Source organism: Anaeromonas frigoriresistens (assembly GCF_016820655.1).
Classification (GTDB): domain Bacteria; phylum Bacillota; class Clostridia; order Tissierellales; family SIT17; genus Anaeromonas; species Anaeromonas frigoriresistens.
On record NZ_WSFT01000031.1, the window covers coordinates 1 to 24,731 of the forward strand.

Genomic DNA, 24,731 nt, shown 5'->3' on the forward strand with positions numbered 1-24,731 from the left:
CACGTATTTTTCTGATATGAATTTAGCTCCACCTATGATTGCCTCTTCTGGTGTAAACCATCCAGCATTATATGCATATTGGGATCCAGATTCTATTGGATTATCATCAAATGCTCCTATTCCATACATATTATATACCCTTTGACCTTCTATTGATATCTCTCCTGTTGCTAAAGAGGACCAGCCTTGTCCTGTCTCTAGTAGGGCATGGGATATTAGATAAATTTCATTGACATTGTATTGCTTGCTTGCCTGAACAAATGCTTGTCCTTGCCCTTCAAATATACCTTTACCAACTAAGATATTATCTAATTGATCTGCTGATAGTCCGCTGTTTCCTGATAATACTAGAAATTGATACATTTCCTGAGGAGCTTGATTTGAATCTTGAGTATAGTCTCCATGGACCCAACCTATCACTCCATTTGTCTTTATCTTGTACCATCCATTTTGTTGATCTAGTACGATATATATTTCATCACTTTTTACTTGGGTAAGTATATTTCCAGTAGTACTTGGAGTACTTCTTACATTTAATATTTCAGTATTTATTTCTATGGAAGATAGGTTTTGGACTTCTCCTTTTGTGATTGTATCTGTATCTACTACTCTAAGATATCCACCATGTACCCATCCTGTTGTATTGGATGTTTGAATTTTATACCATCCATTAGATTCTTCTATTGGGGTATATACTTCTCCTTTTAGTACCTTATCTACTATACTGTAGCTTGTGGATGTTCCTTCTCTTACATTTAATGAATCTGCTGTTACTTCCATTTTAGTGAAAGTTGGTTGTGCAGCTTGGTACCTTGTTGTAACATATCCACCATGTACCCAACCGGTTCCATTGGCTGTTTGTATCTTATACCAGCCTTGCGCTTCATCTAATATTGTATATATTTGTCCCACTAATACTTGGTCTACTACATTACTATTAGTAGTTGTAGTTTCTCTTACATTTAATATATTTGCTGTTACTTTTAACTGACCTACAATATCATATGAATAAGAACTAGTTGAAGTCTGTAGGAAATTCTCAGGATTTAAGTAAGTATCTACATCATTAACTTGAGCTGTTCTCCAGCTTCTATCGTAGCTATCTGTCTGAGGATTATTATTTAATTGTGTAAGTAACATATCTTGGAATGTTCTACTATAGTTTGTGTTTTGATATAGGAGATTTCCTAATATATTATATGTTATTTGATTGGAGACTACTTCTTCCGGATTATCTATAGTTCTTACCTCTACTTTAAAAGTATATGTTCCTCTTTTATTTGGAGTGTATGTATAGCTTTTATATCCACTATATTCCTTTAGTAGTTCCCATTGTCCGTCGTTATATTTAACCATATATCTATATTCTACATTTTCTGTACCTATAGGAGTTGCAGATATTGTTACTGGAACGTTTGTGTACGTAGAATTTTCTTTATCTATTTCTAGATTTATACCTTCTAGAACTTCTGCAGGTTCTTCGATTACTTGCTCTATTTCTTTTACATAATCTCCGTGTACCCACCCAGTTACCTTAGATGTGCTTATCTTGTACCATCCATTGGACTGAGCTATTGCTGTATATTGTTGACCTTGGTATACCTGGAAGATCCTCATACTTTCTATTGTAGGCTCTACCCTTACATTCAATATCCCAGTTGTTACTTCAATTTGTTTATTTATCACTTCAGGCTGAGGCTCTGGTTTTGCTTCTTCAACTACCTTTAGATAGTCTCCATGTACCCATCCTGTCACTTTTGATGTTTTTATCTTGTACCAATTACCTGACTGAGCTATTGGAGTATAGGTTTGACCCCTTAGCACTTGGTCTATGATACTGTAGCTTGTAGATGTTCCACTTCTTACATTTAATCTATCTGCTATTACTTCCATTTTTGAATATGTTGGTGCTGGTGCTACAGTCTTTACATAGTCCCCATGGATCCATCCTGTTACTGTAGATGTCTTTATTTTATACCAACTACCTGATTGAGCTATTGGTGTAAATTTTTGCCCCTTCAATACTTGAGATATTCTATAGCTACTTGTGGTTGGTTCTAGACGGACATTTAGTATGTCTGCTGTTACTTCCACTGTTGGGAAGCTTTGAGATATAGATTCATTAACTACTACTACATAGCCTCCATGAATCCATCCTGTTACTGTGGATGTCTTTATCTTATACCACCCATTAGACTCATCTAAGACAGTAAAGACTTGTCCACTTAATACTTGGGATATTTTACTACTGCTAGTTATCGGTCTTTCTCTTACGTTTAATATACTTGTACTTACCTTTACATCTGTTAGACTAGTATACTGGTTAGCGTGAACTGCTGATGGTGATAGCAGGCCTGCTATTTTATTGTTGTTTTCATCTGATACTTTTACATCCGTATTAGAAGCTGCAAATACAACTAAAATACTAGATGTCAATACTAATACTTTGCCTTTCAACTTATCTCCCCCTTAATTTAATTTCTTCTACATTATTCTATATAATGCATCAATTTTTATTTTACTATTTATTTTTTATATAAATGAGTAATAGTCTGATTAAACTGAATTACAACTATATTATTTCGGTAGGGGTATGATGTTTTTCGGTGTATTTTTTGTTAATTTCAAATAAGTTTATATATTAGAAATAGGAGGACAAATTTGACCTCCTATTTTAGTAGTGTTGTCATTCTGAATGGAGTGAAAAAGCTTAAAAGATAAGATCCTTCGGCAGGCTCAGGATGACAATACGGAAGCCTCAGGATGACTGGGGCTACCTTAACCTAATACATAGTCTACTAGTCTATCTTTATCCTTTATGACTATCATCTTATTTTCTATATCTATTATCCCTTTATTCTTAAATGTGTTTATTCCCCTTGTTACTGTGACTCTTGAACAGCCCATTAGTTCTGCTAGTTCTTGATGGGTTAGGGGCATATCTATTATCTCATCCTTATCCCTTTTTACTCCTTCTTGGGAGGATAGGCGGAGGATTTGTTTGGCTAGGGCTCCTAGGGAGTCATTAAAGGCCATACTCTCCATCTGTAGCATTACGATCCTAAATTTTCTAGAGGAACTGTATAGAAGATATCTATATATATCAGGATTATTTTTAAGGGCTTTTTCTAGATTTTGTTTATTAATTACAGATATACAGGTATTTGTCATAGCTATGGAGGATCCGTGTATATCTCCCCCACCAAAGTAGTCTAACTCTCCTATTATCTCTCCTGGTTGTAGTATGTATAGTGATTTTGATATTCCTTTGGCACTTATTAAGGTCTGTTTTATTTTACCATCTACTACTACTGCTATATAGTCTGAGGTAGGGGATGTGATTAGATTGTTTTTTTCATAATATTTTATTACTCCTATATCCTTTAATTCTCTAAGAAAAAACTCTCTCATTTTCTGTTGTTTTTGCTTATCAAACAGTTCTTTATCCATGATTTTTCTCCTTTTCAAATTATATATAATTGGGAAAAAGAGATGCTATTTTAGCATCCCTTTCATATAGCCTTTTTTTCTTGTGATTCCATATATTCTCTCCAGTTTCCTGAGGAGATATAGATAGTATTGGCTTTCCTATTATTTATATTCTTTAGATTGAATTGATAGACATAGGCTTTGACTTTCTCCCCAGTCTCTAATATTTCTACTTCCTTTATTACCCTGTTATATTCATTTAAGTTAGATTTTTCATCGATATAATTTTCTAATCCATCTAGGGATCTTAGGTTAATATCAAAATCCTCTATTTCTATTAATTCTCCGTAAATATCCTCTTCTCCTTCTACCATTGCAGGATATCCTCTATTTGCTAAATGATAGAGTTTTCCTTTTGTTTTTGCTAGAGTAGTGGATTTTACTTTTCCTTTTAAATAATTATTGTAGTTAAAGAAGTCCTTCATAAGACTTCCATAGACAAATATCTTTTCTGCCATTAGATCACCCTTCTATTAACAAATCTTTCCGCCAGTTACTTTGATATCTTCTTCATTTTCTACTGCTGCTTTTACTAGATATTCTAATCCTTTTGTTATATCGTCTAAGCTCATGCTTGGAGTATTTTTCTTATCCATTACTTGCTCTGGAATGAAAGGTACATGGACGAATCCACCTTTCATATCTGGATAGTTCTTATCTATGATATATAGAAGTCCATACATGATATGGTTACATACAAAGGTTCCAGCTGTATTTGATACTGCTGCAGGAATGTTTTTTTCCCTTGCTTCTTTAACCATTGCTTTTATTGGTAGTTTAGCAAAGTATGCTTCTTTTCCATCTTCAAATACTGCAGTATCTATTGGTTGATTCCCTTTATTATCAGGAATACGAGCATCATCTATGTTTATAGCTACTCTCTCTACTGATATCTCAAATCTTCCTCCTGCCTGTCCGATACATAGGGTTATATCTGGCTTCTCCATCTCTATTGCTTGAGATAGTTTTTCTATTGAATCTCCAAATACTGTAGGTACTTGCACCTTTACTATCTCTGCTCCTGCTATTTCATTTTTCATATTCTTTACTGCTTTCCAAGCAGGATTTATCTTTTCTCCTCCAAAGGGATTGAATCCTGTGATTAATACTTTCATCATATCATCCTTTCTCTTTTGTTACTTAGGCTAAAATGCTAATGTGTACATCAATACTATGTGAATAACCAATAGGGTTCCAGCCACTGGGATTTGTGATAATATAACTCTATTTTTATTCTTAGTCTCTAATATGGCTGCTGGTACTACGTTGAAGTTAGCTGCCATTGGTGTCATAAGAGTACCACAATATCCTGCTGTCAAGGCTATTATCCCTGCTATAGCTGGGTCTGCTCCTTGAGCAAATACGAAAGGTAGTCCTATCCCAGCTGTTATAACTGCAAAGGCTGCGAAGGCATTTCCCATTATCATTGTAAATAGTGCCATACCTATACAGTAGGCTATTACTCCTGCTAGGATATTTCCTTCTGGAATTATTCCTGATATTCCTCCAGAGATAACTTCTCCTACTCCCGCTGCATTAAATAGGGCTCCTAATGCTGCTAATAGCTGAGGTAATATACTGGCTGATCCTACCTGTTGTAATAGTCTACTTCCATCATGACTTACATACTTAGGATTTGTCTTTGTAGTAGTTAGGGCTAGTATTGTAGCTATGATTGCTCCAAATCCTAATCCTACTAATCCACCTAGATCTGTAAACTGAGCTGTACCAAAGGCTACTACTGCTATTGATAGAGCTGGTATGAATATTTTGCTTCCTACTTCCATTGCTTTCTTTTCTCTAAATTCATCAGTGGAATTTTGTAATGATCCAAATGTAACTTGTTTTGTTGCTGTAAGTACTCCCATGAATAATAGTATTGAACCTACTAGTACCGGTGGTAAGTATTTACCTACTATAAATATAAATCCTAATAATCCCCAAAATGTTGTTGTCCCAAATCTCTTAGGATGTTTATCATCTTTCAATGCTGTTATAGCTGTCATAAGGGCTACTAATCCTGCTAATATATAGATTCCTTCTAATAATATATCTATCATCTATTCCACCTCATTTCTTTTTGTTACGTTTATTGTTGTATTTTCGTTTAATTGTTTAACGTTTTTTAATCTATCTAGTTTCTTGTCTAATAGATAGTATTGTATTGTTGCCACTAAAAAGGCTGCTATAGCTACCGGAATAGCTGCTTTAGATACTGCTAGGGGTGTTACTGCTATTCCTAACTCATCTAATGTACCTACTACTAAAAGTACTCCTCCTGATGCAATAAATACGTTCTGTCCATAGAAGTTACCATAGTTCTCTGCTGATGCTGAATATCCTTTTAGTTGCTCTAATTGTTCATCATTAACTTCTCCATATTTACTCTCTGCTGCCCCTTGAGCCATTGGTAGTATAAGAGGTCTAATGAACTGAACATGTCCTCCTAGACGTAATGATAAAGCTGCTGCTACCTCTCTTATGAATACATAGATGACAAGTACCCTTCCTGCTGTCATGGAGTTTAGCTTCTTGATAAGATATGCTGCCCTCTCTCGTAATCCGTTTCTTTCTAATATACCTATAACTGGTAGTGTTAATAGGAATATTGTCATGTATCTAGTGTTTATAAATGCTTCTCCTAATGTAGATAATATTTCTGGAAATGCTAATCCTCCTACTAATCCTGTGACTATTCCTGCTACTAATACCACGGCTATGGTATCTAGTTTCAAGATAAACCCAATCAAGATTATTAAAATACCTATTAATTTAATCAATATAATTGCCCCCTTTTATTGTTATTTTCTTGTTAATATTATTTTATTTCAAATTCGTAATAATTTCTGTATACCGTGATACATTTTTAAAATTATTTGAATATTTAGGTTTTAAGGTATGAAAAAAAGACCCTTGGGAGGTCTTTTGGGTTTGGGGTTATTATCCTTGCAGTTTCTCAGATCTTCAAGCCTGTGGATTTGAGAATCCACAGGGATTGGTGGGGGATCAAATAAACCTGATGCGTTTATGCATCGAATTTTACATTTATACTAAAATTATGTATTAGTTTAGTATAAATGTAAAATTGATATACCTCCACCTTAAATTACTCATTATGAATTTATCGAATTTTGCCATTAATGGGACAGGAGAACGTCGCCCTATCCCACTATCTATCCCTCTACCTTAAAATACTTCTTTATCTCCTCTATATTCTCATGTTCATCATCTTTTCCTATTAGCACTAGAGTCATATTTTTAAATCTTTCCCTGTATAGGATATATTTTATGAATTCCAGGGATTTCTTGTCTATAGCATCTACATAATCTAGGATTATGACTAATGGTTCATCCTTTGATATTTCACTTAGAAGATCCTCTAGAGCTTTGAATATTTTATTGTCCATCATTTCCTGAGAACTTAATATGTCCTCTAGGTACTTTTCTGTTGCTGAGTTTATCAAGGAGAGGTCCTGCCAATAGTATTTTGGTAATCTTTTTAGGATATTTCTTGGGTAGTCTTCTATTATCCTATCTACCACTTCTGATATCCAGTAATATTCTATATTCCCTAGGGGATAGGTATAGGTGTATATTATTTTTTTGTCCCTATCTGGATTTATCCTTTCTAGTACCTGTTCTAAGGTATTTTCATCTGTGTAGTGTAGATTTAGATTCGTCTTTTTCTTCTTTACTTTAATCTCTATTTTTATCTCTTTTTCTTTTTTCTCCTGGGGTATCTCACCCTTTTGTATTTGGTTAAATATTTTCTTTGTCTCTTCCATGGGACCTATGTTTAGTTCTTCCCTTAGGACAGTACAACATCTTTTATAGTGATGAAGGGCTAAGTCTCTATCTCCTAGTTTTATATATATTTTTATTAATTGTAGATATAGTTCCTCTTTAAGAGGATTAATGTTTATCATATTTTCTAATATATCTATTGCCTTTTGATATTCTTCTATTGATTTATAGTGATCTACTAGCTTTGATAGAATTTTTATATAGTTTCTTTGAAATTTTTCCCTTTCATAGAATACCCAGTCATTAAACTCTGATGAATCCTTGATATAAAAGCCTTCTAAAAATTCTCCTTTATATAGCCCTTTTAGATATTCCAAATCTTTTATAGTATTTTCCTTGGAGTTCTTTATTTTATGGTGAAAATTCTCTGCATCTACATATATATTAAATTCATCATTAAACCTTATACTTTCTTTGTCTGCTATGAAAAGATCTACTTCTTCATCATTGTTTTTAAATATTTTTCTTAGGGACCAGATATTATATCTTAAATTATATCTACTGGAATTAGAGTCACTAGAATCCCAGAATATATTTGCTATTTTATTTCTACTAAAGGACTTATCCTTTTTTATTGCCATATAGCTTAGTATACCGATTGATTTATGACTTAATTGATCTATTATAGATTGTCCTTCCCATAGTACTTCTACTCTTCCTAATAAGTATATCTCTAATTTAGCCATGGTCTACCACCCTTAATCCAAATAAAGTATATTTCCTTCTTTAATCGTTCCAATGACTTTTATATCTTTTATTCTTTCTTTATCCACTTCTAAAGGATTTTTATCTAGTATTACAAGGTCTCCATATTTGCCCTTTTCTATTGATCCTTTGATATCATCTTCAAATACTGCATAGGCTCCATTTATGGTAAATAGCTTTATACCTTCTAATGGACTTATGGCGTATTCGGTATTAGGATGATTTACTGCGGTATGGATTCCCAATATAGGGTATATGGAGGTAACATCACTGTCAGAGCCTCCAGCTATGGTTAATCCACTATCTAATATTTTCTTTAATGGATTGGTCTTTTTTCTTCTCTCTATTCCTAATCGTCTATCATAGAGATCTCCTTTTTCTCCCCAGTAGTATTCATAGGCAGGCTGCATTGATAGTACTATGTTTAATTTTACTGCTCTTTTTATGTCCTCATCAGATGGTATCTCAAAGTGCTCTATTCTATGACGATGATTTTCTCTTGGATAATTATCTAGTGCATATTCATAGGCAGATAGTATCTGATCTATAGCTCTATCCCCTATTGCATGGACTGTTATTTGTAGATTGTTTTTATGGGCATTTAATATAAAGTGGTTTAATTCTTCTTGGCTAAAGAATAACTGTCCCTTATTGCCTTTATCATCAGAGTATTCTTCAAAGAGAGCTGCATTTCGTGATCCAAAGGAACCATCTAAGAATATACATCCTCCTATACGATCAAGACCTTTAGCCTTTACTTTTTCCACGTCTATAGTTTGATAGAAAAGGTTCACATCTATTGGGAAGGATTTTTTATTGTCTATTATGAATTCTGCATCTCTATTATGAAAGACAAATCCCCCTTCTAATGCCCCTAGGGATGTGACTCCCTTTTTTATGGCTTGATCTATAGCTTTATATACTCCCTCTTTTCTAATTTTATCTGGGATACTATTAAGTATTTGTCCTCTTATATATGAACTAGCTTTATCTATTAATCTTCCATCGGGAAGATTCCTCTCATCCCTTATGATTCCATCTAAGTCAAAGGGGATATTCAGTCTATTAAGGGCCATAGAGTTAACTGAACTTATATGATACTCTACCCTGTTTATCCATACTGGGTGATTTGATGTACAGGCATCTAGTTCATATCTAGTGGGCATCCTTCCTTCTTTTACCCTTGTATCATCATACCCTACCCCTCTTATTAATTCTCCCGGCGGAGTATTTTTTGCTTTTTCTGATATTATATTTTGCATCTCTGAGATGCTTTTTACTTTGCTTAAGTCCACTGAAAGAAGATTAAGTCCTGTCTGTACCAGATGTACATGACTATCATAAAATCCTGGCAGAAGGGTTTTTCCTTTAAGATCTATTGCATCTACATCTTCAGTTAGATAGTCTTTGTATCTATCTCCCTTTCCTAAATCGAAAATCCTTCCTTGCTTGATTGCTACCCAATTTTCAATATTGTTATGTTTGTCTATTGTTATTATGTCTCCGTTGTATAATACTAAGTCTATATCTTTCATTGGGAATCTCCTTTCCTTTTATCTATATCTATTTTATCATATTTTATGCTCTCAAGCTTATGAAAGAGTCTAAGATCCTTCAGCAAGTTTAGGATGACGGGGTTAGGGGCTTTTATAAACTATAAATCCCTTCATATAATGAAGGGATTTATAGTTTATTTTGCTTTTAAAGTTCTTATTAAGAAGTCATATATAACTTCTGCTGTCTTTACTACACTATCAATCAATACATACTCATCATAGCTATGATAGTTCTCTCCGTTTGGACCAAATACAAAGGTAGGTACTCCTACTCTTGTGCCTAAATAGTTGAAGTCTCCCATACTATTGAAGTAATTGATTGTACCCTTTTTGTTACTTACTTTTTCTATACTCTCTTGCATTAAATTTGTATAGATATTGTCTTCTGGTACTATATAGGGTAAGAAGGCTTCTGCTCCTTCGTTTGGTGCTTCTCTAAATTGAATATCTACTTTACTCTTTATATCAGCCCTATCTATGGCATCCTTTATTTCTTTTAATAGATACTCTTTATCTTCTCCTATAACTGTATGTCTAAATACGGTGAATTGGGCTTTATCTGCAACACTAGCTGCTGCTCCTCCCCCTTCACTTGCTATAATGGCTAAGGCTCCTTTTCCTAGCTTTTCATCCTCTAGTCCCTTAGCATTCTTTAGCTCTAATATTACCTTTGATGCATCCACTATAGCATTTATCCCTAGGTCTGGATCTGCTGCATGGGAGGCCTTCCCGGAAAACTTTAGGGTATAGTTAATACCTCCTCTTGCTCCTAGGCATAGACAAGGAAAGTCTATTCCAGTGAATCCACTACTAGGTTCTGGTACTAGGGCTACATCCACATCCTTAGTATATCCATCTTCTATTAATGCATCAGTTCCTAAACCATAGGGACCTTCTTCATCAGAGACTAAGGTATATAGTATATCTCCATTAAATTCTTTCACTGTTTCTTTGAAGGCCTTAACTGCTAACATTATAGCAGTTACTCCTGATTTCATATCCAAGGATCCAAGTCCATAGAGTTTGTTTCCTTCTATGGTTGCCTTTAATGGGTCCTTTGTCCAGCCTTCACATATCTGGACTGTGTCTAAATGACCATTTAATAATACTACTGGTCCTTTACTTTTACCTTTTAACCTTCCTACCACATTGATTCCGTGATAGTCTGTTATTTTATCTTCGTGATAGTGATGAAGTTCCGCTGGAAGCTCTTCACTTTTAAGCCAATCATGGGCAAACTTCATCACTTTATCTTCTTTAAAATAAGGACTTTCTATCTCTATAAGTTGTGATAGTAATTCTATAACCTTATCTTCATTTATGAATTCCCTAAGATCGCTGTCCATTTCTTAAGCCCTCCTAATATTATGCTAATTCTTTTTCTTCTGGTGTATTATAGCTAGAGATAGATTCTATATCTCCTTCTTTAAATATGAATTTACCTGTGAATGCGTATAGTATTGCAATAAGTGGTGTTAAATAAGCTAAAAATACGTAAGGTAAGTATTCTATTGTAGGTACTCCTAGGGTTCCTGCAAAGTATACTCCACATAATCCCCATGGAACTAATGGTGATGTTACTGTTGCTGAGTCTTCTGATGTTCTTGAACATACTTGAGGTAATATTCTAAGCTTTTTATATGCTGGTACTAGCATACGGCCTGGTATTATTATAGCCATATACTGACTAGCTGAGAAAAGGTTTACCGCAATACTAGATAATACGTGAGTAGTGATAAGTCCTTTTGCACTGCTTACTAATACTGCTATTTTTTCTAATATTACTTCTAATACTCTTGTCTTCTCTAATATTCCACCATAGCTAAGTCCTATAAATCCTAGGGATATTGTCCACATCATACTTTGTAATCCACCACGACTAAGTAGAGCATCTACAGCTTCTACTCCTGTCTCTGATACGAAACCGTAGTTCATGAATTCAAGTAATTCTCCTACTCCAAATCCTTGGAATATTATCGCAAAGGCTGCTCCTACTAAGGATGCTATAACCATTACTGCAAGGCCTGAGACCTTCTTAACTGCTAATATAACTACTAATACTGCTGGTAATAAAGTAACTGGATTTATCATGTAGTTAGCGTCTAATCCTGCTAGTATTGAATCTATCTGAGTACTATCTAATGCATCTCCACTAAATCTTAGACCAATCACTGCATAAAGTACCAATGATATTATAAATGCTGGTCCTGTAGTGTATACCATACTTCTTATATGCTCAAAAAGATTTGCTTCTGCAACTCCTGCTGCAAGGTTTGTTGAGTCAGATAATGGAGACATTTTATCTCCAAATATTGCTCCAGATATAACTGCTCCTGCTGTAAGAGCCGGTGGTATACCAAGACCAAATCCTACCCCCATAAAAGCCACACCAAATGTAGCTCCTGTAGTATATGAACTTCCTGTTGCTATTGATGATATGGAACATACAAAAGCAACCGTTAATAAAAATACCTTAGGTGATATAATCTTAAGTCCATAATATATTAATGTAGGAATTGTCCCTGCTGGTATCCATGTTGCTATAAGTACCCCCACTAACATCAGAATCAGCATAGGTAACATAGCTATCTTACAACCATATAGTATTCCTTCTTGTATATCATCCCAACTAAATCCTGATAAAATAAGTAATACTGCTGCAAAAGTAGATGCTATAAGTAACGTAATGTGAGTTACATAGTCTGCCTTTAGTACAAATATCTGTACCACCATGGCAATGATTAAAAATATAATAATTGATAATGCCGCTATAAAACTAGGTCTTTTTTCTCCAGTGTCTTTAAGCTTAGCCATAACAAAATCACACTCCCCTTTTTTATTTAATTAAATATTATCATAGACTTGTGGGATGGATCGTTTTATTTTTCGTTTAATTATGATTTTTCTGAATATTTTTTTAGTATAAGGGTAAACTATTGAGTTTGTTTATCCTTGTTGATTATATTAAATTTTTTAGAAGGAAAATATATGTTCATTATAGAATAGAATAAATATATCATTTTTATTAGGAGGTTTTTATGGAGTTTTTTGGTTTTATGGCATTTATGGGACTAATAATGTTTAGTGACTATCCTTCTAAGGTTAAAAAGCTTGAAAAGAATGTGAAGTTATTAAATAAAAAGTTGAAAGGAGAAAATACCATGTCTAAAGTATTAAATGATTTAAAAGATAAATTATGTATTATCACTACCGATCCTCATCATTCACTAGGAAGCAAAGCACTAAATGAAGGTACTATTACAGATGTAGATGACGAATGGGTTAAGATCACCTTTAAAGATAAGCATGAAAATACAAAGATAAAGATTATTAGAATAGATGATATCAAAAGTATTGAAATAAAGGTTTAATTTTATATCTGTGATTCTAAAGGGAGTGAAGAACCTTAAAAGAAGGCTGTGCTAGTTTTAGTTTTTGATATGATTTAAGTATGGTCTGATTTATCATAATATAGCCAGCATTTTAATTATGACAAACTCAAGGAGAAAAAATAAAAAAGGATAGAATGCAAAATGCAATATATCCTAGTAATATCAATGGTTATGTTGATTTTTGTCAGTTTGTCATAATTATTATTGTGACAAACTCAGGGGGTTATTTTAGTTCGTAGTTTATAAATAATACGACATAAGCCTCATAAGATACCACTCATTTTTCGTATATCTCTAACCAGCTGAAACATTGTATCCACGAGAAATGTACCCTTCTAAAATTTGCTCCCTTGGAATAGATAGTCTATTATCAAATCTTTCATAATTGGGAGCGATAGTAAGTTTAATATTATTGAACTTTATTGGTAAGCCTGCACTATTATAAAAACTTTGACCTGTTTGCAGTTGAAAATGCAAATGTGGCTCTGTTGAGTTTCCTGTATTTCCACACTTTGCAATAATATCTCCCCTTGAAATACTATCTCCAACCTTTACAGTTATGCTATCCTTTTTCAAGTGAGCAAAGGTACTATATTCCTTTTCAGAGTGTTTTATAACAATGTAGTTTCCAGCAATATGAGATGATTTTGAAAAAAACTTCCCGTTTTTAAATATCAAACTGTCCTTTGCTTCATTTGATATTTCAACTACTATACCATCGGCTGGAGCTAAAATATTTTTGTCATAACAGTAATAGCTTTCACATTGATTAAATTCATTTCGATAAGATTTTCCTTCTTCATCTAAGATAATAAAATCATAAGCATATCGTTGAGTTGGAATATTCCAAGAATGTGAAAAATCTTTCGTATAACAACCATTTACAACTACCCACTTTCCTTCAAAAGGTAATGTATATTCAATTTCACTTTTGTAGTTGAATACAGAGGGAACTTCATTTCCAAACTTTTTATTTACTTTAAATATACCAATCCTTTGCAAAACTGAACATTTAAAAACCGAGAAATTTAAAGCTATTTCTACAAATGCAAATAGTCCAAACAAGCAAAGCAGTTGGAAAATCATTAAATCGCTAAAAAAAGTTGCTACTAAACTAACTACACCTATATATTTTGCCGTTTTAGAAAACTGATATAAATAGTACATAATAACCCCTTTCTATATTTATCAAAAATAAATAATCTTCACTTCGCATTTTTCTAATATTGTGACAAACTGAAATGAGTTCATTTATTATTCTCTATTGAAGTATATATTTCTTCTATTTTTTCAATATCAAAATCTTCATCTGTAATAAAATATTTTTTATGAGATTTTTTCATATTATGCTTTATAGTTGAAGTTTCATACATTACATCCATTAATTTACCATTTATATGTATACTTAACCATTCACCACTTTCATTAGTTAAATAAATAAAGTAAGTATCACTCGTTCCTTCTAAATCAGTATTAAAATACTTTTCCTTCACTTCTATATCCTTTAAATAAGAGGTTAGTTTATCTAATGAATTAGTGTCTGTTGCTTCTTTAGTTCTGCCCTCTCCATAAATCTCCATACGAATAAATTTATCCTTATATTCATATTTACTATAAATAACTTCTTCAACCCTTCCCTTTTCTGGATAATTATTTATGATAATTACTATAACTAGAATTAATAGTATTACTATAACACCCAAAAAACTTTTTTTCATACAATCCCCCTTTATAAATGGTATTTTATATACAGGTTATAATTAATATTGTACCATATTTTTACATATTTAAGTAGGATAAAGTATGGTTTTGAAGTAAAAATTACGTTTAGACACAAAAGAGTTTTTATATGAAAATCAGCACTTAAGTATAGTATATACTAAAAGAAAGATCCTTCGCCGGGCTCAGGATGACGGTTCTCCAGGTATTGTGGGGAATCCTAAAGTCTGTATCTGTCATTCTCAACAGAGTAAGAATCTTAAAAGAAGGCTGCGGTAGGTTTAATTTGTTATAATGAATATTAAATAAAACTGAAACTACTAAGCAATTTCCAGTTTCGTAGTTCATTATATGTTTTTCTATCATAAAAAAATTTTTATTTGGATGTATATTTAGGGTCAATAAATAATGATCCTATAAGTTGGATTATAGGAAAATTTATTATAGTAAGGTAAAAATAAATAGGATTTAATATAAGATCTTCATTTAGAGATATGTTCCAAAGAAAAATTCCCATTATAATGAGCATAGTATAACTAAATAAATAATAATATTTATTATTTATTTTAACATCTTTCTTAATATTAGGGGGTCTCTTTCTTCCTATAAATTAATAATTCCATAAAACCCTAAAATTATAGTTATGATAGACATAATCTTTAAAAAATTCATAATAGCCCTCCTATAAAAATATAAAGATGTACTAGTGATCTACAATATTTTAAAAACACTCTCAATTTGTCATGATGGTACTTTTGTAATATTCAGTTATGAATAATTTAATATTAAAAAATATATTTTTATTTGTTCTTTTCCATTTTATTGTTATTAGAAATAATACCTATATTAACTAATAAAAATATCCATACTACTGTAAATCCAAACATACTATAATGAAATATCGTAATAGGAGGTTCTACGTCCCATGTTATCCCTAAATTAATCAATAGAATACTTAATATGATAGATAAAATTATATTATTTCTATTCTTTTTTGTATATGATTTCTCTTTATTGTATTTATATAAAGGCTTTAGTGATGGAAATAAATAGCTAAATATCGGATATTTAAACTTTTTGATATATTCAATTACAATCAGTCCAAAGCTTGTAATACCTAGTAGTATAAAAAATATGCTCATTCCTAATGGAAAATATAAAAGTGTATAGTAAATAATCATAAATAAGAGTAATAAAACATTAATATAGATCAATTGCTTTCTTCTAAGTTTATTTAGCCTTTCTTTATTCATATCACTTCCACCTTTCAGTTTATAAACCTATTATGCTTATTTTCCCATATATGATAACTCATAACTATTAAACACACTGAGCTTGTCATAATGATACTTAAGTCAAACTCAATTTGAAATTATTATTACACAGTTTATAAAGAATGGGGAGTTACAATAAAGTTCTACTTTATTGTAACTCCCATATCATTGAATACTCAGTTTCCTTAGTTTCATCATTTTCTCTTTCTCGTTCTATTTTAAATCCATGTTTCTTATAGAATTTTACCGCTTTTAAATTTTTGGCATAAACATCTAATTTTAAAATCGGATAATATTCCTTACATTTTTTAATCAAGCTACTCCCTATTCCATTAGCCTGGTATTGAGTATCAATAAATAATCCTGCAATATATGATTTTTCCATAATCCCTATGAATCCTCTTATTTCGCCATCTTCTTCATAAACAAAAACAGTAGACTCTGGCAAAACTTTCTTTACAAAATCATACTTTGACTTCCAATAATCTTCAGAAATAAAATCATGCGCAATAATATTTGTTTCAAGCCAAATTTTCATTATACTATCTATTTTAGATATGTCTAATTCTTTTATCATTATATATACTCCTTATTTGTCAAATATTTTAATCCTTATTTCGTATTTTTCTATAACTACGTATCTAAATTTAAACTTCTATATATAACCATTAAATTCCTTTAATTTATATTTTACCATATTTGCTATTTGTTGTTGTGCTCTAAAATGAAATAATGTATAGTTTCGAAGTGAAAATTACATTTTAACTCAAAAAAGTTTTTATATGAAAATCAACAATTAACGATAACAGAGACTAAAAGAAAGATCCTTCGACGGGCTCAGGATGACAAAAAAGTAAAGGAGACCAGGTTGGTCTCTTTTTATAGTTCTAATACTTTTATAAGTATTGATATAAATGCTGGTATAGTAATTATACTTAATAGGGTGGATAAGAATACTCCTTCACTGGCTAGTTTGTATTCTGAGTCATATCGCCTTGCAAATATGGCTGCGTTGGCTGCTGAGGGCATTGCCATTACTATGGCTGCTGTACCTACTACTATGGTTGGCAGGGGTAATAGGGATAAAACTATAAGTAATGGTAGAGGCATAAGTATCAGTCTTACAAAAGTTGAGCCTATAAGTAATTTGTTTTTAAGTACTCCATGGACACTGGATTCTCCTAGCATTGATCCTATGACAAGCATTGCTAGAGGTATGGTTGTTCCTCCTAAACTATTCAATGAATCATATATTGGTCCTGGCAATTTAACTGAGAATAAAAATAGGGATAGACCTATTGCTATAGATATTGTTCCTGGATTAAGGAGCATTTTAAGATTAATCTTAGTTTTTTCTTTTGTACTTACTAATATAATCCCCAATGTCCATAAAAGTATATTAAACCAAAGATTAAATAGGGCAGCATAGAATATTCCTATTTTACCAAATACCACTTCAACTACTGGATATCCCATAAATCCTACGTTTGGGAATATGGTGATAAAAAGATATATTCCTTTCTCAGGATTTTCTATTTTATTTATCTTCACGTATAAATAAGCGATTAATCCAACGAATATATACACTAATGGCCCTATTGCTAATATTAATAGACCGTTATTTAGCATCTCAGGGGAAAAATCATAATTCATGGATGTGATGAGTAGGGCTGGTAATGTGGCATATATTATTAAGTTTGATAGACCCTTTCCTAGGGTGTCATTTAATATGTTTACTTTTCTTAAGACTATTCCTATGATAAGTAGTATGAATAGTACTGAGACTTGAGATAATACAGATAATAAGTCCATATTGATAGCTCCTTTCTGTTTATAGTTACAAGATCCTTCAACGGGCTCAGGATAAAAAGCACAATAATAGAGAAGGTATATACCTTCTCTATTATACTATACATTTTTATATTTTAAAGTTCTTAGATTCTATTTTTCATTTGGTCGTATAGCATTTTCGCAACACCTATGCCATTATTGCCTTTGCTTATTTCTGTGGTTAACAATTCATCATGCATTTCTTGAAACATTTCTCTTCCTCTACTTTTCTCTGTAAGACCTGAGTCATCCACTGTATTTCTCATTTCTTTTAGCATGATATTTGCAAAAATAGCTTCAAATTCTTGACATGCTTCTAGTAGGTCTTCTTGGGCTTCTGTTTTTTCTGCCTGTTTTTCTGTTTGTTTTAATTTGTTTTGCTCTTTTGTTATGTTATTGGTATATCCATTTATATTTGAAATATTCATATTTAAAACTCCTATCATTATAGGTTATAAGATCCTTTGGCAAACTCAGTATGACAATTTATTATCTCTTAAGATTATTTGCTTGTTGCATCATTTCATCGGAGGTCTGGATGGATTTAGAGCTTATTTCGTAGGCTCTCTGAGCTGTTATCATCTTTACCATCTCATCTACTACCTTTACATTTGATGTCTCCAGATAGCGTTGTAACACTTCAGAATCCATGTTGAAGTTATTGAGTACTGTTGCATTTCCTGATGCTACTGATTCCTCATAGAGGTTTCTACCATCATTTAATAATCCCTTTGGATTAGTAAAATTAACTAGCTTCAATGTACCTACATCAACATTTTCTCCATTGGCATTTTTAGCTATAATATTCCCCATAGTATCTATTGATAAATCAGTTAATCCCGAATTCATTGTTATCCTATTATTGTTATTATCTAATATATAATATCCTTCAGAGGTAACTAAGCTAGAAGTATTTCCGTCTACACTTAGTTTGAAACTACCATCTCTAGTATATCTGCTTTCTCCATTAGGTAATACAACTTCAAAGTATCCTTCTCCATCTATAGCAACATCTAATGGATTATCTGTACTTTGAACACTTCCTTGGGTCATATCCCTTGAGATAGCGGAAGTCATAACACCATGACCTACCTGAATATTTACTGGTGCTCCTTCATCATCTTCTAGATTTGATCTTTTTAATTCTGTATACATCAAGTCCTTGAATTCTGTTCTTTGAGTCTTATACCCAGTGGTATTTACATTGGCAAGGTTGTTAGATATTGTATCTATATTTAATTGTTGAGCTTTCATACCGGTAGCTGCAGTCCATAGAGATCTTATCATTTTATTCAGTCCTTTCTAGTGGTAAATCTTTAGGGTCTAAGATCCTTCGTTTCACTCAGGATGACAACACTTGCTATGTCACTCTGAATGTATTGAAGAGCCTTATTTATATTATGTTCTTGCTATTTCATTAACAGCCTTTTCTAATATTCCATCATAGGCTTGTACTACTTTTTGGTTTGATTCATAATTTCTCATTGTAGATATCATTTCTACCATTTCTTTTATTGATTCTACGTTTGAGCTTTCTAAATATCCTGATAATACTTCCCCAGTAAAAGCTCCCTCTTCAGCAGTTGTTCCTTCTGCCAAGGTATAAAGACTTCCACCTTCTTTTCTTAAATATTCTTCATTGTTAATTGTAACTATGTCTAGACTATTTGCCCTTTGTCCATTTAAGAATACATTTCCTTGTTCATCTATTGTAAATTGATTTTGTCCTATATTTATGGCTCCATTTGTACCTAGTACAGGGTATCCCTCATTTGTAACTAATGTGCCATTATTATCTATTTTAAAGCTTCCATCTCTAGTATATCTAGTTCCATTGTCAGTCTGTACTTTGAAAAATCCATCTCCATTTAATGCGATGTCTAGATTGTTTCCTGTCTCCATCATATTTCCTTGAGTAAAGTTTGTAAATACTCTATCAGTCCTTACTCCATATCCTAGGGTTCCTATTACATTGGGTTTAGGTATGGTGATAAGGCTGTCTATAGTTTGTCCTCCTGCTATTATGTTCCCATCATCATCTATTTGAAGATTTCCATTAGGCACTTGAATTCTACCATTTCTACCTAATACATAATTTTCTCCATCGGATTCAATGTTATCTTTTTGATCTCTATGATAGGTTTTTAAGAATCCTTCTTCATCTATTATGAATTTAAGTTCATTACTATATCCCTCTCCTGCTGGAGTACCTACTTTAAAATATGCTCCATCGGTCTTTAAAGAGTATACTTCTCCATCCTGTTCTAACTCTACTCCTTCAAAGGGTTTGTTACTGTAGTCTATGTTTTTATCATTTATTCTGGATAGTAATACTTCTGGGAAAGACTCTGATAATACCCCATCTTTTTTATATCCAGCAGTATTAACATTTGCTAAATTATTTGATATGGCGTCCATTTTATTTTGATTATTTATTAATGATGTTGTGGATATATACATACCTCTAAACATTTTACCACTCCTTGTATCTCGATTGACACTACTCTATTATATTATCGGCATTCTAGTGAGATTCTTTAGTTATTATATGTAATATTTATGGGGCTATGGGACTATATTTATCTACTCATAAAAATAAGGGGATCGAGTCCCCTCATTTAACGATTTATCTACCTCGTCTTGATTCTGACATCATATAATCTTCTAGTACTTCCATCCAGTTCAGTGATTTTCCTGTACCTTTAGCTACACAGGATACTGCATCCTTCGCTATATATACAGGTATTCCAGTACGTTTACTTATTAATTTATCCAAACCATGTAATAGGGCAGTTCCTCCAGTCATGATCATTCCTTTATTACTTATATCTGATGCTAGCTCTGGTGGTGTTTTTTCTAGTACTGAATGCACTGCATCAGCTATAGTTGTAACTGTTTCCTCTAAGGCATGAAGTATTTCTTTAGAGGATACTTTGATAGTATTAGGTAATCCAGATACTAGGTTACGTCCTCTTACATCCATAAATATTTCTTTTGGTCTAGGATAGGCTGTACCTATAGTCATCTTGATATTTTCAGCTGTTCTTTCCCCAATCATTAGATTATGTTTTCTTCTCATATATCTAACTATGGCTTCGTCTAATTTATCTCCAGCTATTTTTATGGATTCACTTACTACTATACCTCCAAGGGATATTACTGCTATGTCAGTAGTACCTCCTCCCATGTCTATAACCATATTTCCATCAGGCTGAGTTATATCTAGTCCTGCTCCTATCGCTGCTGCTATAGGTTCTTCTATAAGATATGTCTTTTTTGCACCGGCTTGATTACTTGCTTCTATAACAGCTCTTTTTTCTACCCCGGTCACTCCACTGGGTACACATATTATTATTCTAGGTTTAAATAAAAATTTACCTGCTGCCTTGTTTATAAAATATTTAAGCATTCTTTCTGTTATATGATAATCTGATATAACTCCATCTTTTAAGGGTCTTATTGCTACGATATTTCCAGGAGTTCTACCTAACATTTTTCTAGCATCTTCCCCAACTGCTAGAAGCTTGTCTGTATTTTTATCAATAGCAACCACACTAGGTTCTTGTAGTACTATACCCTTGCCTTTTACATATACCAGTATGCTGGCTGTTCCTAAATCTATTCCCATATCCGCCCTTAGTGAAAACATTTCAAAAACCTCACTTTCTACTTTATATATATTAATTTTCTTATAATCCGTAAATATCTAAATGACATGCTTTTATAGTATTTCTATATATTTTTAAAAAATCCTTCACAATATTCAACTTTTTTTTATATTTTTTTAGTTATATTTGCCTATTGCTATTTTTCTGACATATATATGGTTATATCTCTGTTTTCCGACATGCTATTTTAGTAGAAATAAGGGGTTTTAGATCAATTTTCACAATAAAAAAAGAACCGATATTTCTATCGATCCTTTTATTTTTTTCATCTTGAGGTTTATTTGCCGATGGAACTATACTTTATTTTTGTTGCTTTACCGCCTCTGATATGTCTCTCTGCCTTGTTTTTTTCAAGAACACTCTTTACCTGCTTCGAGATAAGAGGGTTTATCTTGGGAAGGCGTTCAGTTACATCTTTATGAACAGTACTCTTACTCACTCCAAATATATTGGCAGTTTGTCGTACAGTAGCCTTTTCATTTATAATATAATTTGCAATCTCCAAAGCCCTTTCCTCTATATAGTCTTTCACATGCCTAACCCCCTTTGATGGCTACACCGTCTTTTTTACATTATTATGCTCTTCTCTTTATGAATAGAACAATTTATTCACAGGGAGAGATGTACTATTTTAAGCAATTCTTAAATTCTTCTGTTTTTCTAACTTTTATTTATATTACTCAAAGTCTGGCAAATAATTTTTTGGGTCGATGTTTTTACCTGCTTCTAATACCTCAAAATGCAAATGAGGACCTTGGGCTAATTCATAGCCTACTGATTTTCCGACTGCTCCTATAGGATCGCCCTTTTCTATTTGTTGTCCTGCTTCTACCATTTCATCTGTAGAAAGACATCCATACTTAGTTTGTAGGCCATCACTATGATCGATTGTAACCACTATTCCCAATTCATCTGTGGTAACTACCTCTTTTACTACCCCTGAAAGGACTGCCCTTACTGCACTTCCCTCGGCTGCCTGAATGTCTAGTCCATTATGGGTAGTCCATTGCTCTAAGGTCTCAGAATATACTAATTTATCCTCAGCGAATCCCATAGACTGCTTACCCATAATAGGTACTAGCATTGCTAACTGTTTTCCTTGAGAAGATGTAGCTTCTATTGCTTCTTCATCTGTTGACTTTTGTTCTTCTGTATTAGCTTTTGCTTCTTCTTTAGTTTCTTCTTTTGCTTTATCTGTCTCTTCTATATCAACATCCTCTGTATCAGGATCCTGTTGATCATCATAATCATCACCATCAAGATAATAATCTACTATGTCTCTATCATCTTCAGCTAATTCGTTCTCTTTTTCATCCAGATCTGCGACCTTATTAAAGTTATCACTAGATACCCATACTGCTGTGATTCCTACTATACATATGCATAAAAACAATACTAAATAAAACCCATCTCTTTGTGTTACATTTTTCATTCTATTCATTACTGATTTTTTATCCTTATTCTTTTTTGGTCCTTTGTCATTGTTAGGATCCTTATTAAATTTATCCACACGTTACACCTCCATATATATGTAAAAAATATTTCAGTTACTATTATTTACATTATTCAGAATTTAATACATTAATTTTAGAAGTATTAGGATATTTTGGATAAGTTTTTTTGACATAAAAAATACCCTAGAGGAAATTTCCTCTAGGGTAGTGAATTATTCTATTAAATTAATCTCTATTTGCTAACAATAAAAGTCTGATAAGTTGGGCTATACCCACTAGTGTAGCTGCTACATATGTCAATGCTGCTGCACTTAAAACTTTCTTTGTTGGTTTTATATCTTCTGCTGATATTATACCATTATTTAATTGAGCTACGGCTCTATTAGAGGCATTAAACTCTACTGGTAATGTTATTATTTGAAATGCCACTACCGCTAGATATAAAAACACTCCTATATACACTAAATCTCCTATACTTAGTATCAATCCACCAAATACTAATATCCATACAAATCTTGCTCCAAAACTTGCTATCGGTGCTATATTGTTTCTTAATAATAATGGAAAATATCCTTCTGAATGCTGTATAGCATGACCTACCTCATGGGCAGCTACTCCAACTGAAGCTATACTGCTCCTTTCATATACATCCTTTGATAATCTTAGTACTCTTTTTCTTGGGTCATAATGGTCTGATAATTTACCTCTAACCATCTCTATATTAACATCATGAAGGCCATTTCTATCTAATATTGTTCTAGCTACTTGATATCCTGTATAGCCTGATGCACTTTGTTTCTTCAAATATTTATTAAAGGTTCTTTTCACTTTTCCTTGAGCATACATTGCAAATATTATTGTTGGTATTAATAAGAAAAATCCTAAGTCTCCAAAATACATGCTATCACCTCTTAGTTTTCATTTTTTTCATTTATATATTTTTGTCTACAATCCCAGCTACAAAAATACTTTCTATCAGTATCTTCTACTATTACATAGGCATTATCTTTTTCTATTTCAGTGTTACATACTGGATCCATCACTGTCTCTATGACTATTGGCTCTTCTTTTTCTTCTACTTCCTGCTCTCTTTTCTGTCTTTCTTTTAATTTTTCTTCTATTTTCTTTTTGTTTACTAGTGCATATCCTATTTTTACTAAGTTACTAAGTATAATATATACTATTAGCATTTCAAAAGCACCATATAAAAATTCCATAGATTCACCTCTTTTTAATAGTGTTCGATATTTACATATATATTCCATAAAAGATTTGATAAGTAATTAATATTATCTTCTTCTTCATCAGGATGCTCCATCATCATGGTGATAAAGGATACTAAAATTGTCTCGAGTAAACGTTCTTCATATTTACACTCTAATATATAATCTACTTCTTCTTTCATAGATAGCATCTGTTTTAATCGAGATAGTAGTTCTCCTTTTATATATCCTTCTTCTCTTTTAATGATACTTGTCTTTATTAGTTCATTTCCCATACCTTTTCTCTTTAGTATTTCATCGTATAGAACTCTAACAAAGCTATTTATTTTATCCATTTTAGCTGCGTCATTCCTCAGTACTAAATCAAGTTTCTCAAAGGTTTCTGCCCAACTTTTATTAAAAACATCAATAAATAAGCTTTTTTTGTTGGGATGATAGTTATATAGAGTTCCTACTGCTATCCCAGACTCTTCAGCTATGATTTTCATATCAACCTTTTTATACCCATGTTTAGAGAATAAATTGAATGCTGATACAAATATTCTTTCTTCAATATCATTGATTATCTTAGGCATATAAATACTCCTTTCTGACTGCTCCCACACCTGAAGGAGTGG

Annotated in this window: 25 protein-coding genes; 1 reads left to right on the forward strand and 24 read right to left on the reverse strand. The window is 32.4% G+C overall.

Annotation, left to right across the window (positions count from 1 at the left end; genetic code table 11):
* From GOQ27_RS07440 to nhaC, 10 genes are all read right to left on the reverse strand, one after another.
* The coding region (locus GOQ27_RS07440; RefSeq protein WP_203366217.1) for an SH3 domain-containing protein at window positions 1–2,457 on the reverse strand (2,457 nt) is incomplete at its 3' end.
* 321 nt (window positions 2,458–2,778) lie between these two features.
* Window positions 2,779–3,450 carry a Crp/Fnr family transcriptional regulator gene (locus GOQ27_RS07445; RefSeq protein ID WP_203366218.1) on the reverse strand — a complete coding sequence of 224 codons (672 nt, stop codon included), beginning with the start codon at window positions 3,448–3,450 and terminating at the stop codon, window positions 2,779–2,781.
* Window positions 3,451–3,512: 62 nt separating this feature from the next.
* The gene (locus GOQ27_RS07450) at window positions 3,513–3,947 is read right to left on the reverse strand and encodes a gamma-glutamylcyclotransferase family protein (protein WP_203366219.1); all 435 of its coding nucleotides are present in this window, start codon (window positions 3,945–3,947) and stop codon (window positions 3,513–3,515) included.
* A gap of 15 nt (window positions 3,948–3,962) precedes the next feature.
* Window positions 3,963–4,604 carry a pyroglutamyl-peptidase I gene (gene pcp / locus GOQ27_RS07455; RefSeq protein WP_203366220.1) on the reverse strand — a complete coding sequence of 214 codons (642 nt, stop codon included), beginning with the start codon at window positions 4,602–4,604 and terminating at the stop codon, window positions 3,963–3,965.
* Between the two features lie 30 nt (window positions 4,605–4,634).
* Entirely contained in the window at window positions 4,635–5,549 is a 915-nt protein-coding gene (locus GOQ27_RS07460; RefSeq protein ID WP_203366221.1) for a DUF979 domain-containing protein, read from the reverse strand.
* Window positions 5,550–6,269, reverse strand: a complete 720-nt coding sequence (locus GOQ27_RS07465; RefSeq protein ID WP_207751276.1) for a DUF969 domain-containing protein — start codon at window positions 6,267–6,269, stop codon at window positions 5,550–5,552. It abuts the gene before it with no gap.
* Between the two features lie 393 nt (window positions 6,270–6,662).
* Window positions 6,663–7,979 (reverse strand): AfsR/SARP family transcriptional regulator, encoded by a 1,317-nt coding sequence (locus GOQ27_RS07470; protein ID WP_203366222.1) that lies wholly within the window; start codon window positions 7,977–7,979, stop codon window positions 6,663–6,665.
* A 12-nt stretch (window positions 7,980–7,991) separates the two neighbouring features.
* Window positions 7,992–9,533, reverse strand: coding sequence for an amidohydrolase (locus tag GOQ27_RS07475; protein WP_203366223.1), 1,542 nt, complete (start codon window positions 9,531–9,533; stop codon window positions 7,992–7,994).
* Window positions 9,534–9,688: 155 nt separating this feature from the next.
* Complete coding sequence (locus tag GOQ27_RS07480) at window positions 9,689–10,900, reverse strand: M20 family metallopeptidase (RefSeq protein WP_203366224.1); 1,212 nt, start codon at window positions 10,898–10,900, stop codon at window positions 9,689–9,691.
* A 19-nt stretch (window positions 10,901–10,919) separates the two neighbouring features.
* A complete protein-coding gene (gene nhaC, locus GOQ27_RS07485; RefSeq protein WP_203366225.1) occupies window positions 10,920–12,368 on the reverse strand; it encodes a Na+/H+ antiporter NhaC in 1,449 nt (482 codons plus the stop codon).
* 224 nt (window positions 12,369–12,592) lie between these two features.
* On the opposite strand from nhaC, the gene GOQ27_RS07490 reads away from it, so the two are divergent.
* On the forward strand, window positions 12,593–12,925 hold the full coding sequence (locus GOQ27_RS07490; protein ID WP_203366226.1) for a hypothetical protein: 333 nt from the start codon (window positions 12,593–12,595) through the stop codon (window positions 12,923–12,925).
* 315 nt (window positions 12,926–13,240) lie between these two features.
* Here GOQ27_RS07490 and GOQ27_RS07495 read toward each other — a convergent pair whose 3' ends face one another.
* From GOQ27_RS07495 to GOQ27_RS07560, 14 genes are all read right to left on the reverse strand, one after another.
* Window positions 13,241–14,113, reverse strand: a complete 873-nt coding sequence (locus tag GOQ27_RS07495; protein WP_203366227.1) for a M23 family metallopeptidase — start codon at window positions 14,111–14,113, stop codon at window positions 13,241–13,243.
* An 80-nt stretch (window positions 14,114–14,193) separates the two neighbouring features.
* Window positions 14,194–14,664, reverse strand: a complete 471-nt coding sequence (locus GOQ27_RS07500) for a hypothetical protein (protein ID WP_203366228.1) — start codon at window positions 14,662–14,664, stop codon at window positions 14,194–14,196.
* 801 nt (window positions 14,665–15,465) lie between these two features.
* A complete protein-coding gene (locus tag GOQ27_RS07505; protein WP_203366229.1) occupies window positions 15,466–15,918 on the reverse strand; it encodes a hypothetical protein in 453 nt (150 codons plus the stop codon).
* 169 nt (window positions 15,919–16,087) lie between these two features.
* Window positions 16,088–16,516 (reverse strand): N-acetyltransferase, encoded by a 429-nt coding sequence (locus tag GOQ27_RS07510; RefSeq protein ID WP_203366230.1) that lies wholly within the window; start codon window positions 16,514–16,516, stop codon window positions 16,088–16,090.
* 302 nt (window positions 16,517–16,818) lie between these two features.
* On the reverse strand, window positions 16,819–17,751 hold the full coding sequence (locus tag GOQ27_RS07515; RefSeq protein ID WP_203366231.1) for an AEC family transporter: 933 nt from the start codon (window positions 17,749–17,751) through the stop codon (window positions 16,819–16,821).
* Window positions 17,752–17,873: 122 nt separating this feature from the next.
* Window positions 17,874–18,215: a rod-binding protein gene (locus tag GOQ27_RS07520; protein WP_203366232.1), complete on the reverse strand. Its 342-nt coding sequence runs from the start codon at window positions 18,213–18,215 to the stop codon at window positions 17,874–17,876.
* A gap of 43 nt (window positions 18,216–18,258) precedes the next feature.
* Window positions 18,259–19,056, reverse strand: coding sequence for a flagellar basal-body rod protein FlgG (gene flgG, locus GOQ27_RS07525; protein ID WP_203366233.1), 798 nt, complete (start codon window positions 19,054–19,056; stop codon window positions 18,259–18,261).
* 111 nt (window positions 19,057–19,167) lie between these two features.
* Window positions 19,168–20,241, reverse strand: coding sequence for a flagellar hook-basal body protein (locus GOQ27_RS07530; RefSeq protein ID WP_203366234.1), 1,074 nt, complete (start codon window positions 20,239–20,241; stop codon window positions 19,168–19,170).
* Between the two features lie 154 nt (window positions 20,242–20,395).
* A complete protein-coding gene (gene mreB / locus GOQ27_RS07535) occupies window positions 20,396–21,418 on the reverse strand; it encodes a rod shape-determining protein (protein WP_203366235.1) in 1,023 nt (340 codons plus the stop codon).
* 296 nt (window positions 21,419–21,714) lie between these two features.
* Window positions 21,715–21,969 carry a sporulation transcriptional regulator SpoIIID gene (spoIIID, locus tag GOQ27_RS07540; protein ID WP_203366236.1) on the reverse strand — a complete coding sequence of 85 codons (255 nt, stop codon included), beginning with the start codon at window positions 21,967–21,969 and terminating at the stop codon, window positions 21,715–21,717.
* A gap of 144 nt (window positions 21,970–22,113) precedes the next feature.
* Window positions 22,114–22,947 (reverse strand): peptidoglycan DD-metalloendopeptidase family protein, encoded by an 834-nt coding sequence (locus GOQ27_RS17465; RefSeq protein ID WP_203366237.1) that lies wholly within the window; start codon window positions 22,945–22,947, stop codon window positions 22,114–22,116.
* Between the two features lie 169 nt (window positions 22,948–23,116).
* Entirely contained in the window at window positions 23,117–23,791 is a 675-nt protein-coding gene (locus GOQ27_RS07550) for a zinc metallopeptidase (protein ID WP_203366238.1), read from the reverse strand.
* Window positions 23,792–23,802: 11 nt separating this feature from the next.
* Complete coding sequence (locus GOQ27_RS07555; protein ID WP_203366239.1) at window positions 23,803–24,108, reverse strand: hypothetical protein; 306 nt, start codon at window positions 24,106–24,108, stop codon at window positions 23,803–23,805.
* A 14-nt stretch (window positions 24,109–24,122) separates the two neighbouring features.
* A complete protein-coding gene (locus tag GOQ27_RS07560) occupies window positions 24,123–24,689 on the reverse strand; it encodes a TetR/AcrR family transcriptional regulator (RefSeq protein WP_203366240.1) in 567 nt (188 codons plus the stop codon).
* Between the last annotated feature and the right edge of the window lie 42 nt (window positions 24,690–24,731).

Excerpts from the sequence above, each read along its gene's own strand:
- GOQ27_RS07445 (WP_203366218.1), bottom strand. The coding sequence starts at position 3,450 with ATGGATAAAGAACTGTTTGATAAGCAAAAACAACAGAAAATGAGAGAG.
- GOQ27_RS07450 (WP_203366219.1), bottom strand. The coding sequence starts at position 3,947 with ATGGCAGAAAAGATATTTGTCTATGGAAGTCTTATGAAGGACTTCTTT.
- pcp (WP_203366220.1), bottom strand. The coding sequence starts at position 4,604 with ATGAAAGTATTAATCACAGGATTCAATCCCTTTGGAGGAGAAAAGATA.
- GOQ27_RS07460 (WP_203366221.1), bottom strand. The coding sequence starts at position 5,549 with ATGATAGATATATTATTAGAAGGAATCTATATATTAGCAGGATTAGTA.
- GOQ27_RS07470 (WP_203366222.1), bottom strand. The coding sequence starts at position 7,979 with ATGGCTAAATTAGAGATATACTTATTAGGAAGAGTAGAAGTACTATGG.
- GOQ27_RS07475 (WP_203366223.1), bottom strand. The coding sequence starts at position 9,533 with ATGAAAGATATAGACTTAGTATTATACAACGGAGACATAATAACAATA.
- GOQ27_RS07480 (WP_203366224.1), bottom strand. The coding sequence starts at position 10,900 with ATGGACAGCGATCTTAGGGAATTCATAAATGAAGATAAGGTTATAGAA.
- nhaC (WP_203366225.1), bottom strand. The coding sequence starts at position 12,368 with ATGGCTAAGCTTAAAGACACTGGAGAAAAAAGACCTAGTTTTATAGCG.
- GOQ27_RS07490 (WP_203366226.1), top strand. The coding sequence starts at position 12,593 with ATGGAGTTTTTTGGTTTTATGGCATTTATGGGACTAATAATGTTTAGT.
- GOQ27_RS07495 (WP_203366227.1), bottom strand. The coding sequence starts at position 14,113 with ATGTACTATTTATATCAGTTTTCTAAAACGGCAAAATATATAGGTGTA.
- GOQ27_RS07500 (WP_203366228.1), bottom strand. The coding sequence starts at position 14,664 with ATGAAAAAAAGTTTTTTGGGTGTTATAGTAATACTATTAATTCTAGTT.
- GOQ27_RS07505 (WP_203366229.1), bottom strand. The coding sequence starts at position 15,918 with ATGAATAAAGAAAGGCTAAATAAACTTAGAAGAAAGCAATTGATCTAT.
- GOQ27_RS07510 (WP_203366230.1), bottom strand. The coding sequence starts at position 16,516 with ATGATAAAAGAATTAGACATATCTAAAATAGATAGTATAATGAAAATT.
- GOQ27_RS07515 (WP_203366231.1), bottom strand. The coding sequence starts at position 17,751 with ATGGACTTATTATCTGTATTATCTCAAGTCTCAGTACTATTCATACTA.
- GOQ27_RS07520 (WP_203366232.1), bottom strand. The coding sequence starts at position 18,215 with ATGATAGGAGTTTTAAATATGAATATTTCAAATATAAATGGATATACC.
- flgG (WP_203366233.1), bottom strand. The coding sequence starts at position 19,056 with ATGATAAGATCTCTATGGACTGCAGCTACCGGTATGAAAGCTCAACAA.
- GOQ27_RS07530 (WP_203366234.1), bottom strand. The coding sequence starts at position 20,241 with ATGTTTAGAGGTATGTATATATCCACAACATCATTAATAAATAATCAA.
- mreB (WP_203366235.1), bottom strand. The coding sequence starts at position 21,418 with ATGTTTTCACTAAGGGCGGATATGGGAATAGATTTAGGAACAGCCAGC.
- GOQ27_RS07550 (WP_203366238.1), bottom strand. The coding sequence starts at position 23,791 with ATGTATTTTGGAGACTTAGGATTTTTCTTATTAATACCAACAATAATA.
- GOQ27_RS07555 (WP_203366239.1), bottom strand. The coding sequence starts at position 24,108 with ATGGAATTTTTATATGGTGCTTTTGAAATGCTAATAGTATATATTATA.
- GOQ27_RS07560 (WP_203366240.1), bottom strand. The coding sequence starts at position 24,689 with ATGCCTAAGATAATCAATGATATTGAAGAAAGAATATTTGTATCAGCA.